15 protein-coding genes are annotated in these 13,996 nt (G+C 55.9%); 11 read left to right on the top strand and 4 right to left on the bottom strand.

What is annotated here, in order from left to right:
* Positions 1-46: 46 nt before the first annotated feature.
* A complete protein-coding gene (locus PMPD1_RS02910) occupies positions 47-1,021 on the bottom strand; it encodes a sugar ABC transporter substrate-binding protein (RefSeq protein ID WP_173632631.1) in 975 nt (324 codons plus the stop codon).
* Positions 1,022-1,255: 234 nt separating this feature from the next.
* On the opposite strand from PMPD1_RS02910, the gene PMPD1_RS02905 reads away from it, so the two are divergent.
* From PMPD1_RS02905 to PMPD1_RS02880, 6 genes are read left to right on the top strand one after another with little or no spacing between them, the layout of a single operon-like run.
* On the top strand, positions 1,256-1,882 hold the full coding sequence (locus PMPD1_RS02905) for a glucose-6-phosphate isomerase (RefSeq protein ID WP_173632630.1): 627 nt from the start codon (positions 1,256-1,258) through the stop codon (positions 1,880-1,882).
* A 12-nt stretch (positions 1,883-1,894) separates the two neighbouring features.
* Positions 1,895-2,551 carry a bifunctional 4-hydroxy-2-oxoglutarate aldolase/2-dehydro-3-deoxy-phosphogluconate aldolase gene (gene eda, locus PMPD1_RS02900; RefSeq protein WP_173632629.1) on the top strand — a complete coding sequence of 219 codons (657 nt, stop codon included), beginning with the start codon at positions 1,895-1,897 and terminating at the stop codon, positions 2,549-2,551.
* Positions 2,545-3,522: a shikimate dehydrogenase family protein gene (locus PMPD1_RS02895; protein ID WP_173632628.1), complete on the top strand. Its 978-nt coding sequence runs from the start codon at positions 2,545-2,547 to the stop codon at positions 3,520-3,522. The genes eda and PMPD1_RS02895 overlap by 7 nt, the downstream gene beginning before the upstream one ends.
* Positions 3,519-4,454 carry a phosphoglycerate dehydrogenase gene (locus PMPD1_RS02890; RefSeq protein WP_173632627.1) on the top strand — a complete coding sequence of 312 codons (936 nt, stop codon included), beginning with the start codon at positions 3,519-3,521 and terminating at the stop codon, positions 4,452-4,454. The genes PMPD1_RS02895 and PMPD1_RS02890 overlap by 4 nt, the downstream gene beginning before the upstream one ends.
* Entirely contained in the window at positions 4,451-5,338 is an 888-nt protein-coding gene (locus tag PMPD1_RS02885; RefSeq protein ID WP_173632626.1) for an MBL fold metallo-hydrolase, read from the top strand. The genes PMPD1_RS02890 and PMPD1_RS02885 overlap by 4 nt, the downstream gene beginning before the upstream one ends.
* Positions 5,338-6,216, top strand: a complete 879-nt coding sequence (locus PMPD1_RS02880; protein WP_173632625.1) for an SIS domain-containing protein — start codon at positions 5,338-5,340, stop codon at positions 6,214-6,216. The genes PMPD1_RS02885 and PMPD1_RS02880 overlap by 1 nt, the downstream gene beginning before the upstream one ends.
* Positions 6,217-6,225: 9 nt before the next feature.
* On the opposite strand, the gene PMPD1_RS02875 is transcribed toward PMPD1_RS02880, so the two are convergent.
* The gene (locus tag PMPD1_RS02875) at positions 6,226-6,996 is read right to left on the bottom strand and encodes a DeoR/GlpR family DNA-binding transcription regulator (protein WP_173632624.1); all 771 of its coding nucleotides are present in this window, start codon (positions 6,994-6,996) and stop codon (positions 6,226-6,228) included.
* Positions 6,997-7,277: 281 nt separating this feature from the next.
* On the opposite strand from PMPD1_RS02875, the gene otnK reads away from it, so the two are divergent.
* Genes otnK through denD form a run of 5 tightly spaced genes read left to right on the top strand, consistent with a single transcriptional unit; the run spans position 7,278 to position 12,318 of the window.
* A complete protein-coding gene (gene otnK, locus PMPD1_RS02870; protein WP_173632623.1) occupies positions 7,278-8,546 on the top strand; it encodes a 3-oxo-tetronate kinase in 1,269 nt (422 codons plus the stop codon).
* Positions 8,543-9,178, top strand: a complete 636-nt coding sequence (otnC, locus tag PMPD1_RS02865; RefSeq protein WP_173632622.1) for a 3-oxo-tetronate 4-phosphate decarboxylase — start codon at positions 8,543-8,545, stop codon at positions 9,176-9,178. Before otnK ends, otnC begins: the two co-directional genes overlap by 4 nt.
* On the top strand, positions 9,171-9,947 hold the full coding sequence (otnI, locus tag PMPD1_RS02860; protein WP_173632621.1) for a 2-oxo-tetronate isomerase: 777 nt from the start codon (positions 9,171-9,173) through the stop codon (positions 9,945-9,947). The genes otnC and otnI overlap by 8 nt, the downstream gene beginning before the upstream one ends.
* A gap of 49 nt (positions 9,948-9,996) precedes the next feature.
* The gene (locus tag PMPD1_RS02855) at positions 9,997-11,316 is read left to right on the top strand and encodes an MFS transporter (protein WP_173632620.1); all 1,320 of its coding nucleotides are present in this window, start codon (positions 9,997-9,999) and stop codon (positions 11,314-11,316) included.
* 15 nt (positions 11,317-11,331) lie between these two features.
* Positions 11,332-12,318 carry a D-erythronate dehydrogenase gene (denD, locus tag PMPD1_RS02850; RefSeq protein ID WP_173632619.1) on the top strand — a complete coding sequence of 329 codons (987 nt, stop codon included), beginning with the start codon at positions 11,332-11,334 and terminating at the stop codon, positions 12,316-12,318.
* A 73-nt stretch (positions 12,319-12,391) separates the two neighbouring features.
* Here the strand turns inward: denD and PMPD1_RS02845 are convergent, their stop codons facing one another.
* Both PMPD1_RS02845 and PMPD1_RS02840 read right to left on the bottom strand, forming a co-directional pair.
* Positions 12,392-13,378, bottom strand: a complete 987-nt coding sequence (locus PMPD1_RS02845) for a YsnF/AvaK domain-containing protein (protein WP_173632618.1) — start codon at positions 13,376-13,378, stop codon at positions 12,392-12,394.
* 20 nt (positions 13,379-13,398) lie between these two features.
* Entirely contained in the window at positions 13,399-13,809 is a 411-nt protein-coding gene (locus PMPD1_RS02840; RefSeq protein ID WP_173632617.1) for a DUF2382 domain-containing protein, read from the bottom strand.
* Positions 13,810-13,996 lie beyond the last annotated feature (187 nt).

The following is a 13,996-nucleotide window of genomic DNA, read 5'->3' as shown; positions in this document are numbered from 1 at the left end:
CCCCCGCTTAGAGCGACGGCAGGGCTACCCCACCGTCGCGATAAAATCAGAAAATAGAATTCGGCTTATAGAATTTGTCGACGTTCTCTTTGGTCACCGCCGCGGGTTTGGTGTAATAAATTTTGGGGAAATCCGCCGGTAGCTTGCCGCGTAACGCTTCAATGGCGTACTGTGCCGCCAGCGTGCCGCTTTGGTTCGGGTCATTCAGGCCGGTGGCGCCATATTTGCCTTCTTTAATCAGGCGGTAGGCCTCTTTCTGCCCATCCGCCGCCGCCAGCAATGTCACCTGATCCAGCTTACCGGCCTGTTCCAGCGCCTTGCGCGCGCCGAGCACCATCGAATCGTTCTCGCCGAACACCACGTTAATATCCGGGTGCGCGACCAGCAGATCCTCCATCGCTTTCAGGCCGCCCTCTTGCGTCCAATCACCCCAGCCCTGGCCGACAATCTGAAAACCGGCGGTTCCGCTCTGTTGCAACTGTGCTTCCGTCAGGCCGCGTATCACGCCCAGGCGGCGCTCTTCACCGACCACATTGCCTTTCGAACCGGAAATCAGCGCAATTTTCATCGGCTGGCTTTTCATCTTCTTCGCTAGCCAGGCGCCAATCAGCCGACCGTTTTGGTCGTTAGAAGATTGCACCAGCGTGACGTAGTTGGCGCGTGGATTGAGTGCGCTATCCACCACCACCACTTTGATACCGGCGGCGCTGGCGGCATTGACTGCCGGTACCAACCCTTCCGGATCGCGCGGGTCGATGATTAAGGCGTTAACGCCGCGCGCCACCATGTCTTCAACATCACTGATTTGTTTCGACATATCGTTCTGACCGTCGGCGGTGGTGACTTTACAGCCCATCGCTTGCGCCTTTTTCGAGGCGGCGTCCAGCGCGGCGGAGTAGTAAGGCGCGCCGAGGGTGAACATAGAAATGCCGACCAGGCAGTCGTCGGCGGCGCGGGCACTCCCGGCAAGGAGACCACTGAGGGCAAGGGCATAGCAGGTGAGGCGATAGGGCATACGCATGATGTTCTCCTGGGAATTACGGTAAAAAGGCAAACCGTAACGCTTGTTATGTTTTATCGACTGACTCGCCTTTTTATGTATTATTATTACCAAACAAATAACAACTAAAACCAATAATGGTAATTATTTGCGCAAAATCACAAAAATAACGCTTTAAATAACATTATTCATGTGATTAAAATCCTTATAAGGTACTTTTATTACCAAAAGTGCATTAACAGGAGCAATCTCACGATGAAAATGTGTGAACCCGTAAGCTGCCAGGTCGACCTCTCCGCCGGCGTGATGGATAACGGCAGCGGGCACTATCAGAAGCGCCTGAATGATCTCGCCGGGTTGTATGCCGATGGCGATGCTTTCGCCACCCAGGCAAGCGTGGCAGGCGACCGGGTGGTATATGAAGTCACCGAACGCCGGCCCGACGCGCAGCATGGCGATCTGATCTTTGGCGTGACGCGCATGAGCCCCGGTAAGATCGGCAATGAATACTTCCTGACGCGCGGCCATATCCACGCGCAGGCCGATCGCCCCGAGATCTATTACGGGCAAAGCGGTCACGGCGTGATGTTGATGGAGTCCCCGGCGGGCGAAACGCGGATTGTGGCGATCGGTCCACAGAGCATCTGTTATGTGCCGCCGTACTGGATCCACCGCTCCGTCAATGTCGGCGCGGAAGATCTGGTGATGGTGTTCGCTTACCCGGCTGATTCCGGCCAGGACTATGAAATCATCGCCCGCTCCGGCGGCATGAAAACGCGCATTGTTGATGATGGTCACGGCGGCTGGCAGGCAGTGGATAATGCCGATTATCAGCCACGTTCTCCTCAACAGGTTGCGCGCCTGTTTCAGACCACGCTGTAAGGGAGCCGCCTGATGCATAACCCCTTTATCACGATTGAACAGTTGGGCGTGATCCCGGAGATCGCCATTGATAATGCCCAGGATGCGATCCCACTGGCTGATGCGCTACTGGAAGGCGGGCTGCCGCTGGCGGAAGTGACGTTTCGCACGCCGGACGCGGCGCAGGCTATTGCCTTGATGCGACAACAACGCCCGGAATTACTGGTTGGCGCCGGTACGCTGCTGGATGCAGCCTCGGTGGAGATTGCCCAACGTAGCGGCGCGGCTTTCGGCCTCGCGCCAGGTATTGATGCTCAAGTGCTGGCTGCCGCGCAGCAACAGGGGATGCCCTTTGCGCCCGGGATTATGACACCGAGCGATTTGTCACTGGCGACCCATTATCCGGTACAGGTGGCGAAATTTTTCCCGGCCGGGCTGGCGGGTGGCCCGGCGGCGTTACAAGGCATCTATGCGCCCTTCGCCCATCTTGGTCTGCGGTTTATTCCCACCGGCGGAATCAGTGAAAATACGCTCGCCGATTGGTTACGGCTACCGATTGTGTTGGCGGTTGGCGGCAGTTGGATCGCACGTAGCGAAGATATTCGTCAGGGGAACTTCAGCCAGATCACGCGCAATGCCAAAGCGGCGCGGGCCATCGTGCAGCAAGTACGGGAGGCCTCCACATGCTAACGCTAACCCCCGCCCGCCAGCCGACGCTCTATTTTATTGGCGTCACTACCGGCAGTAGCTCAATTATGAAGGTGTTTCCGGCATGGGCTGATTTTCTCCGGCTGGAAAACGCGGTGATTAAAGGGATCGATTTTCCGCCTGGCGCGCCAGCGGCGGACTATCGCCAGGCGGTCGAGTTTATTAAACAGGATCCGCTGTCGCTCGGCGCGCTGGTCACTACCCATAAGATCGATCTGTTTACCCATTGTCGTGACCTGTTCGATGGTATCGATCCGCTGGCCGCGTTGCTGGGTGAAACCAGTTGCCTGGCTAAACATCACGGCAAATTGCATTGCTACGCCAAAGATCCCCTCTCCTCCGGGCTGACGCTGGAGGCCTTTTTACCGCCACAGGCGTTTACCGATCAATGGCGTGACGTGCTGATCCTCGGCGCGGGCGGCGCCTGTATCGCGATCAGTTGGTATTTAATGCAACGCGATCGCGGCCGCGATCTACCGGCGCGCATTATTGTCAGCGATCGCAGCGCCGCCCGGCTGGAAGAGTTGGCCCGTCTGCATCAGGCATTTAATCCGGATATTGCGGTGGAATATCACCAGGTCACGGCGGCAGAACAAAACGATGCGTTACTGGCGACGCTACGCCCCGGCTCACTGGTGATTAACGCCACCGGGATGGGGAAAGATTTGCCGGGTTCGCCGATCGGTGACGCGGCCCGTTTTCCGCCGCAAGCCTGGGTGTGGGAATTAAACTATCGCGGCGATTTGCTGTTTTTACAGCAAGCGCATGCACAGCAGGCCGCGCAACAACTGCATATCGAAGATGGCTGGCGCTACTTTATTCATGGCTGGACGCAGGTGATTGCCGAAGTGTTTGAGTTACCGGACGAGGCGGTACAAGGCGAGGCGTTTAGCGCCCTCTCCGCGCAGGCGGCGCACGCTTCTGGTTTAACCAGCGGAGGGCATGGCAAATGAACCGTATTTTAGTCACGCCGCGTTCGCTGACCAGCGCCGGGCATCCGGCCTTAAACCGGCTCACGCATGCCGGATATGAGGTGGTGTTTTCCTCGCCGGGCAAATTGCCGGATGAGCAGGAGTTATTAAACCAGCTCCCCGGTTGTGTCGGCTGGCTGGCGGGCGTTGAACCGGTTACGCCGCAGGTGATTGAGGCTGCCGCGCAGTTGCGGGTTATCAGCCGTAACGGCGTTGGTGTCGATAATTTGCCGCTCCCGACGCTACAGCAGCGTGGGATTCAGGTTTGTACCGCCGAAGGCGCCAATGCTTCAGGCGTGGCGGAACTGGCGATCGGTTTAATGTTTGCCAGTTTGCGCCATATTCATGCCACCAGCAGCGGCATTAAAACCGGCCAGTGGCCGCGCCATCAAGGGAATGAAATTCGCGGTCAGGTGCTGGGGGTGCTCGGTTGCGGCGCCATCGGGCGTGAAGTGGCGCGTCTTGCCTGCGCGCTCGGCTGCCGGGTGCTAGGATATGATCCGATGCGCCCGACGCTCTCTCTACCGCCTGAGCAGTTTCAGTGGGCCAGCCTTGAAGAGATTTTTGCTCAGGCGACGCTGATCACGTTGCACTGCCCGCCGCCTGCCGATGGCTCGCCGCTGATTGACGCTGCGGTGCTGAGCCGCCTGCCGCACGGCACTATTTTGGTGAACACCGCGCGCGCGGCGCTGGTGGATGATGAGGCGATTATCGCCGCGTTGGATGCCGGTAAGCTGACCGCCTACGCGACCGATGTGTTTAAACAAGAACCGCCGCAGTCGCTGGCGCTGGCCGGGCATCCCGGCGTGATCGCTACCAGCCATATCGGCGGTTTTACCACCCAAAGCGTCGAGCGTGCCACCGAGATGGCGGTGGCTAATCTTCTGACCGCTTTACAACGGGTGCCCTCATGACGGTGCTTTGTCGCAGTACGACATTTGAGGGAACACTGGCGGCGCGGCTCGCTCTGCCGCCGCCGTCAACCGGCGTGGTCATTTATTGGCTCGGGCAAGCGGGCTTTGTGCTGCGTAGCCAGCAGCACTGTGTCGTTATCGATCCTTACCTGTCGGATTACCTGGCGCATAAGTATCGCGGACGCCCGCTGCCGCACCGCCGTATGATGGATGCGCCACTGCAACCTGAACAACTGGCGTCGACCACGCTGGTGCTGATTACGCATCACCATAGCGATCATATGGACCCGGAAACCCTTGCGCCGCTGGCGCTGGCGGCACCGCAAGCAACCTTTGTGGCGCCGCGCGCTTCGTTAGCGCTAGCCGCCGAACGCTGCGGTAAAGCGCCGCAAACGCTGTGCGCCATCAGTGCCGGGGAACGGGTTTCGCCATCTCCCGGCATGACCATTACGGCCACCCGCGCCAGCCATGAAACGTTAGAGCAGGATGCGGCGGGCAACTATCGTTTTCTCGGCTATATGATCGAAATGGCGGGGCTACGTATTTTTCACTCTGGCGATACCGTGCCGTTTGACGGCCAGCAGGAGGAGTTACGCGCGCTGAAGATTGATCTGGCGCTGCTACCGGTTAACGGGCGGCGGGCCGCGCTCAGCGCGCAAGGCGTGCCTGGTAACCTCTCCTTGCAGGAAGCACACCAACTTTGCCAGCGATGTGACATCCGGTATATGATCGCCCATCATTACGGTTTGTTTGATTTTAATAGCGCGGATCCGGCGGAAATCGACCGCTATAGCAGCCGGATCGCCGTGCCGACCCTTCTGCGGGCAAAGTTGCACACCGAGTATAACGTTACCAACGAGCCTCGCGGCTCAGGGACAGATTAATGGCACAAGACCACAGCCTTGTTCGGGAACCGATGCAAAATATTCTTGAAGTTATCCGTACCCTGCGGCCGGAATTGCGCAAGTCCGATCGTAAAGTGGCCGAGGTAGTGCTGGACGATCCACGGCTGATCCTTAACGATACCGTGGCTGAATTAGCGGCGCGCGCCGAAGTCAGCCAACCGACAGTCTTGCGTTTTTGCAGTGCCATTGGCTGCAGCGGCTATCCTGATTTTAAATTACGGCTCGCGCAGAGCCTCGCGCTGGGGATGCCTGCCACCCATTCCGAGCTGCAGGGTAGCGATACGCCGGATAAGGTGGTGGAGAAAATCTTCGACTACACGCTCACCAGCCTTGACTGGGCGCGCTATCACCTTGATAAGCAGGCGGTTAGCGCAGCGATTGATCTGCTGGCGGCGGCAAAACGCATTGAATTTTTTGGCTTTGGCGCATCCGGGATTGTGGCGCGCGACGGTCAACAAAAGTTTCCGCTGTTTGGCGTGCCTTGCGGCGCCGAGGTGGATTTTCATCAGCAGATCATGGTGGCGTCAATGCTGCAACCCGGCGATGTTTGCGTGTTGATTTCCAATACCGGCACCACGCGCTCACTGGTGGATGTTGCCCGCACCGCTCGCGAGAAAGGCGCTCATGTGTTGGGCATTGTCGGTTCGGACCAGGCGCCGCTGCGGCCCTACTGCGATGTCTCTCTCGTGGTGGAAACGCTGGAAAACACCAGTCTCTACACGCCGATGACCTCACGCATTGCCACCCTGGTGATTATTGATGTGCTATCTACCGCGGTCGCCCTGCGCCGTGATGGCGCACATCAGCAGGCGTTTATCGAGATGAAACAGCGGCTTAACGAGGCGCGCTTTAAGTAACCTCGCCGGTTATTCACCCGCCAGGCTCAGGGCTGCGCCGCCGTTACGGATGGCCAGTGCGGCGGCGGCGGGGAGATGGCTATCGCTAATAATCGCGTCAAACGCCGTCAGCGGTAGCGCCAGGTAGTTAGCGATCTTGCCGTATTTCGATGCATCCGCCAGTAGAACGCGCTGGCTACTCACTGCCGCCACCGCTTTTTTCACCGCCACTTTATCCTCATTGGGCGTCGAGATACCGCGCTGGTTCCAGCACGAAGCGGAAATAAACGCAATATCGATAAACAGGTTTTTCAGCATCTCCGCCGCCAGCGCGCCGACACAGGAACGGTTTTCCCGACATAGCGTGCCGCCGGTATGGATCATCTGACAGCGGGTGTGCTCGGTAATAAAGGCGGCAATCACAAAATCATTGGTGACAATCAACAAATCATCGCGCCCCGCCAGAGCGTGCGCCAGCGCCAGCGTGGTGGTGCCCGCATCGAGATAAATACTGCTGTTCGCCGGGATCAAACGTAACGCTTCGGCCCCGATCGCCTCTTTCTCGCGCGGATACAGGATGGTTTTATCCTGATGAGAAGGCTCCGCTAACAGACGTTGCCGCTCCGGTAACGCAATGCCGCCCGAGACAATCGCAATCGCGTTTACACTTTCCAGCTTCTGAATATCACGGCGGATAGTCATATGCGAAACCTGGAAGCACTCCATCAGTTCCGTCAGGCTTACCACCCCTTTTTCGGTCACGGTTTGTAGAATTTGCTGTTGTCGTTCAATTGGCAGCATTGCGATTGTTACTCCCTCCGGTGATCACTTCTTATTCTGGCGTCTGTCTGCCAGACAAACAACATTTTTTCACACCTCATCGTTTTCCTGATGGTATTCATGTTGTTACCTGATGCTGTAGCTTGCCACGCCAATGTTATTTATTGTGAACTAATGTACTTAAATGTGATGAAACGCACAACATTGCTCCACATCATGCTTTAACTTAACGTTAAACAACATCATTTCACTTATTTTCACACCGCAGAGATTGCGGTTACCCCGGCGGAGAACCCCATTCAATGAAGCTTGGCGTAATAGCGGATGATTTTACCGGCGCCACCGATATTGCCAGTTTTTTGGTGAATAACGGTATGACAACCGTGCAGTTTAACGGCTGCCCGACCCAGGATTTTAGCCAACCGGTTGATGCATTGGTGGTCAGCCTCAAATCGCGATCTTGCCCCGCCGAACAGGCGGTGAGCCTGGCGCTGGCTGCGCTGCGTTGGCTACAACAGCAGGGATGCAGCCATTTCTATTTTAAATATTGCTCCACCTTCGACAGTACTGAGCGTGGCAATATCGGTCCGGTGACGGATGCGTTGCTGGGCGCTTTAGCGCAATCCTTTACCGTCATCTCGCCAGCATTGCCGGTGAATGGACGCAGTGTCTATCAAGGCTATCTGTTTGTTGGGGAAGTCCTGCTGGAAGAGTCCGGGATGCGCAATCACCCGATAACGCCGATGCGCGATAGCTATTTACCACGTTTAATCAGCGCTCAGGGCCAGGGCACCGCCGCCTGTGTCAACTATCAGGTGATCGAGCGTGGTGCGCAAGCGGTGAAGGCGAAACTCGCCGATCTACGCCAGGCAGGCCATCGCTACGCGGTATTGGATGCGCTGAATGAACACCATTTGGTGGTTCAGGGCGAAGCGGTCGCCGACCTGAAGCTGGTCACCGGCGGTTCCGGATTAGCGATTGGTCTGGCGCGGCAGTGGAAAAAAGATCACGCCACTGCGCCCGTGCAGCAATCACGCTGGCAACGCAGCGGGCGTAGCGTCATCCTCGCCGGTTCCTGTTCCGAACGCACCAATCAACAAGTGGCGCATTACCGTGAACATGGCCCCGCTATCGCAATAGAGGTGGAGCCGTTGTTAACCGGCGCGGTACGCCCTGAAACCTATGCGCACACTCTGTGTGAGCAGGTGCTGGCACTGCCGGAAGCGCCAGCGCCGCTGATTTACGCCACCGCTTCGCCCTCGGCGCTCAACGCTATTCAGCAAAAATTTGGGGTGGAAAAGAGTAGCGCGGCGATCGAACAGTTATTCGCGCTGCTGGCGGTGGCATTGTATCAGGCCAATGTGCGCACCTTTATTGTCGCTGGCGGTGAAACCTCCAGCGCCATTACGCAGGCATTGGGCATTGATGCCTTCCATATTGGCCCGGCGGTATCACCCGGCGTGCCGTGGATCAGAGCGTTAGATGCGCCGCTCTGGTTACTGCTGAAATCCGGTAATTTCGGCGACATTGACTTCTTTTCGCGCGCACAACGTCAGGAGACGCCGTTATGACTGAACAACAACAGCGCCAGGAAATGGTGACTATCGCCCGCTCCTTTTACCAACGCGGTTACGCCACTGGTTCTGCCGGCAACCTCTCGGTCTTGTTGGACGATGGTGCGATCCTCGCCACGCCAACCGGTTCCTGCCTTGGCGAACTGCTGCCGGAAGATCTGTCAAAAGTGACCCTCGACGGCAACTGGTTAAGCGGTAAAAAACCCTCAAAAGAGGTGAGTTTTCACCTCGCGTTGTATAACCAAAACCCGGCGTGTCGCGCGGTGGTACACCTGCATTGCCACTATCTTACCGCCCTGTCCTGCCTGAATAATCTGAACCCGGAAAATGCCATGACGCCGTGCACGCCCTATGTGGTGATGCGAGTGGGCGATATTCCAGTGGTTCCCTATTTCCGCCCCGGCGATGCGCAAATTGGCGAGCATCTCGGCGAACTGGCGCCGCACTACCGGGCGTTTTTATTGGCGAACCATGGGCCGGTAGTGACCGGCAACACCCTGCGCGACGCGACCGATAATCTGGAAGAGATGGAGGCGGCAGCGAGGCTGTTCTTCACCCTGGAAACCTGGCCGGTACGTTATTTAACCGCGGAAGAAATAGCCACCTTACGGAGCGCTTATCATGCTTAAGTTCGCCGCCAACCTCTCAATGTTATTTACCGAATTGCCCTTTCTGCAACGTTTCGCCGCTGCCGCTGAAGCCGGCTTTCGCGCGGTGGAATTCCTGTTTCCTTACGACTATCCCGCCGAAGAGATTAAGCGCCAGCTTGATGCGCATCAGTTGCAACTGGTGCTATTTAACACGCCGCCGGGCGATACCGCCGCCGGTGAATGGGGCGTAGCGGCGCTGCCTGGGCGCGAAGCGGAAGCACGCCGCGATATTGACCAAGCATTGGCCTACGCCCGCGCGCTTGAATGCCCTTCGCTGCATGTCATGGCAGGTGTTGTGACGCCAGCGCTTAACGCCGAACAGTGCCGGGAAACCTTTCTCGCCAATGTCGGTTATGCCGCCGACCGCGCCGCCGAACTTGGCGTCAATATTATGCTGGAAGCGCTCAGTCCACAGGTTCGCCCAAACTATCTGTTTTCCAGCCAGTGGCAAACCCTGGCGCTATGCGACGCGGTGCAGCGCCCAAATGTCTACGTCCAGTTGGATCTCTTCCATGCCCAGTTAGTCGACGGCAACCTGACCAACCTGATCACCACGCTTAACGCGCGCATCGGCCATGTACAGATCGCCTCGGTGCCCGATCGCCATGAACCCGATCGCGGCGAGACCGATTATCCGTGGCTGTTTAACGCACTGCGTGAGGTGAATTATCGCGGTTATATCGCAGCGGAATATCACCCTGCGAATGGCACGCTGCCTGGCCTTGGCTGGGTAAAACCCTGGCTGTAATCACGCCTTACCTACACTCTGACCCGCTTTTATTTGAGGCCTAATAATTATGACACTCTCCTCCTCAATGACACATGACGTTACCGCCGTCGCGCCCGACGAAGCGCGCGTCTGGAAGAAAGCCATGTGGCGCATCCTGCCGCTGTTAATGCTGTGCTATATCGTCGCCTATCTCGACCGCATTAACGTCGGGGTCGCTAAGTTACAAATGTCGAACGATCTGGCCTTTTCCGATGCGGTATACGGGCTGGGCGCCGGGATCTTTTTCCTCGGCTATTTCGGCTTTGAGATCCCGACTAATCTGGCGCTGCATAAATTCGGCGCACGCCGACTGATTGCCGCAATCCTTATCTCCTGGGCGGTGATTGCGCCCTGCACCGCCTTCGTCACCACGCCGCTGCAATTCTATCTGGTACGGTTCCTGCTCGGTGTGGCAGAGTCAGGCTTCTATCCTGGCGTCATTCTGTTTCTGTCGTTCTGGTTCCCGACCTGGCGGCGCGGACGAATGTTTGCGTTGTTCGCCACCGCAGTACCGATTTCCGGCGTGATTGGTAGCCCGCTTTCCGGCTGGATTATGGAGTATTTCAACGGAAGCCACGGTCTGGAAGGCTGGAAATGGCTGTATATCATTGAGGGCGTTCCCTCCCTGTTTATCGGGCTGTTTGTCCTGGCCTGGTTAACCGATCGCATTGAGCAGGCCAACTGGCTGAGCGCCGACGAAAAGAGCCTGATGCTTAAGCGACTGGCGGAAGATAGCGCCCAGCATGAATCGCACGGTTCGGTCAGCGCATGGGCGGTTTTCCGCAACCGAAAAGTCTGGCTACTGACCTTTATCTACTTCTGCCTGATCGCCGGGTTTTATACCGTCGGTTTCTGGCTACCGACGCTAATTCATAACGCCGGGGTAACCGATATTTTCACCGTTGGCTTACTCACCGCGATTCCTTATGCCGCCGCGATTGTGACCATGTTAGTTGCCTCACATAGCGCCGATAAACATCGCGAACGTCGCTGGCATTTGGCGTTTATTGCGGTAATGAGCGGCGTAGGAATGGTGATTTCCGCGCTGTTTAGCGACAACCTGATTGTCGCCATGATTGGTCTGACGCTTGGCGCCGCCGGGGGATTAAGTACCCTACCGCTATTCTGGAGCCTGCCCACCGCTTTTCTCGGCGGTTCGATGGCGGCGGTCGGTATCGCACTCATCAACTCCTTCGGTAACCTGGCCGGTTTTGTTGCGCCGTATTTGATGGGCATTTTAAGCGACCTTACCCATTCGACGCTGGCTGGCGTGTTGATCATTTCCGCGACGCTGTTTGTTGGCGCGGCGGCCGTTTTCCTGATTCCCGCTCGGATGGTGAATCGTTAATTTACGAGGTATGACATGAAGGTATTAGTAACCGGCGCCGCAGGTTTTCTCGGCAAAAAACTGATTCAGGCGTTACTGACACGCGGTCAATTGACCGACAGCGCCGGGCAGCGACACGATATTCAGCGCATTGTCGCTTGTGATCGCATCGCCCTGAGCGATATTCAAGACCCACGCTTGACGGTACGCAGTGGCGATATTAGCGATGCAGCGTTTCTTGCCACGCTGTTCGAGGAAGAGTTTGATTCGGTGTTCCATCTGGCGGCGGTGGTTTCAGGCCAGGCCGAGCAGGAATTTGAATTGGGCATGACCATCAATTTCGATGCCACGCGCCAGATGATGGAGGCGCTGCGTCAACAGCAACGTCGGGCGAAGATGGTGATCACCAGTTCGGTGGCGGTATTTGGCGGTAGTTTACCCGCGCAAGTCCCGGACGAGCAGGTGTGGCGGCCACAGAGTTCTTATGGCGTGCAAAAAGCGATGAACGACCTGCTGCTGTCTGATTACAGCCGCCGCGGTTGGATTGATGGCCGTAGCCTGCGGATGCCAACCATTGTGGTTCGCCCCGGCAAACCGAATCAGGCGGCATCCAGCTTCGCCAGTGGGATTATTCGCGAGCCGCTTAATGGCGAAGCGGCACGTTGCCCGGTTGCGCTGGATACGCGCCTGTGGCTACTTTCTCCGGCTCGCGCAATCGCGGCGTTAGTTCAGGGCCATGAACTCAATGCCGGGGCGCTGGATCAGGGGCGCGTGATCAATATGACCGGGTTATCGGTGACGGTGGAGCAGATGATTGCCGCGTTGCGCCGGGTGGCAGGCGATGGGGTGGTGGAACAGATTACGTTCCAGCACGACCCGCAGGTAGAGAAAATTGTTAATTCATGGCCGGGTGATTTTCACGCCACTTATGCGAAGCGGCTGGGCTTTAGCGCTAATGCCGATTTTGATGAGATAGTGCAGGAGTATATCGCAGAGGCAAACATCCGTTTACCGCTTGCCTAAGCTGGAGGCGCCGCGCATTGTGCGGCGCCCCTGATGGATAACGGAACAGGGAAGCGTGCCCGTCTCTCCGTGGTTATTTACGCGGAAAGTCATCGTCTTTACGTAGGAGTTCATCTTCATCCCGGCCCTGTTCAATATCCACCTCTTGGCGACGAACGGTATCCTTCACGGTCTCCACCCGCTCTGTTTCTGAACGACGGATACCGACTTCTTCTTTAACGTAAGCGCTCTTACTTACCGTTGGCACTTCATGTGACTCTTCCACTTCAATGGTTTTGTCCGACCAATCAACCTCGTTAAGGTAGGCAGGATCGTCTACCGCATTACGAAACACTTCGGCGTGTTGATCGTAAAGCGAAACGTCTTCAGCCACGTGATCCTCAACGGTATAACGACGCAGTCTAACCGTGCCATCATTCACCTGACGTTTACCAATCTCCACCTGTTCTTCCGCTAGTTTTAAACTTTCGCGTTCGGCGTCGGTCGGCAGTGCTTCGCCGCTTACCGGGAAACCTTCGTCTCGCGCAATCAAACGTTCGTCATTAGGCGTTAATTCCTCCCCGTGACTATCAAACGCCTGATCGCTTAGTGCCGGTGAGGTTTGGCGATCGTCGGTTTCGCCCGCGAAATCCCGGTTAGCCTGCAGCCCGGCGGGAGGCGCTACCCTATCATCCGTTTCGCCTAAAAACTCCCGCCGATCATCGTTTAACCCGGCACCCGCCGTTACATCAGCGCCAGCGCCAGAAGCGTAATTGGTGGCGTACTGATCTAGCAACGCTTCAATACGACCGGCTTCCTCTTTGTCGGCGCGCACCGTCAATAGCACGCCGCCGGTTTGCAATGCACGGCTATATTCGCTGGCATAGCTATCATCTACGTCATCACCGAACAGACGCTGCCAAAAGCTTGGGTGACGGATTTCTTTATCTTTCACCCGCAGTCGCTCACCAGAAATAATATCGATATTCTTTTCTGCGATACCTTCAGTGAGCAATTTTTCTTTTGCTACTTCCGCTTGTTGTATCTGACTGAACGCCGTAACAATTTTTTCATGTGCCATTTGATATTCCTCTTTTAAAGTTAAGTCTGATTTTCGCCCTTTTCATCCTTGCTAATTGTTACTTCCTGACGCCGCAAAATAACCTTCTGTTTAAAAGGCTCTTTTTTATTTATATTGTGAATGTGAACTTCTTCTTTCAATACATGATGACGAATAATTTCCACCTGTTCTTCAATCATAGGAATAATTAAAACATCGCCTTCCTGACGCACGTTCGGAATATTATTTTCATCAACGGGTTGATTTATCTCAACATGCTTAATTTCAACTTCATTGCGTTGGAGCTCGGTTTCCAGCAACGCCTCATCGGTGACGGTGGTACGGCTCACAAGGGTACGGCTATCTACTATGCGTGTGGTGCGCAACTCCGCCTGCTCTTCCACTCGCGGCAATATTTGTGCTTCATGGTTTTTATTTTCAGATGAAGCCATTCTGCTCCCCAAATAATTCATTGGTTAATTAAAATCAAAAAACAACCATCACACCGGGATGCTTATTTTTAAGCATAGCCTGGATATTAAAATAGAGTTAGCTATGTTCTAAAACAGCTAGTGAAAATAAAATGTAAATAGATTATTTTTCATAGCAGTCTATTATCATTATGTCCAACAACAATAA

It is taken from the genome of Paramixta manurensis (assembly GCF_013285385.1).
GTDB lineage: Bacteria > Pseudomonadota > Gammaproteobacteria > Enterobacterales > Enterobacteriaceae > Paramixta > Paramixta manurensis.
Note: the sequence above shows the minus strand (reverse complement) of the source record. Positions and strands in the feature narration are given on the sequence as shown.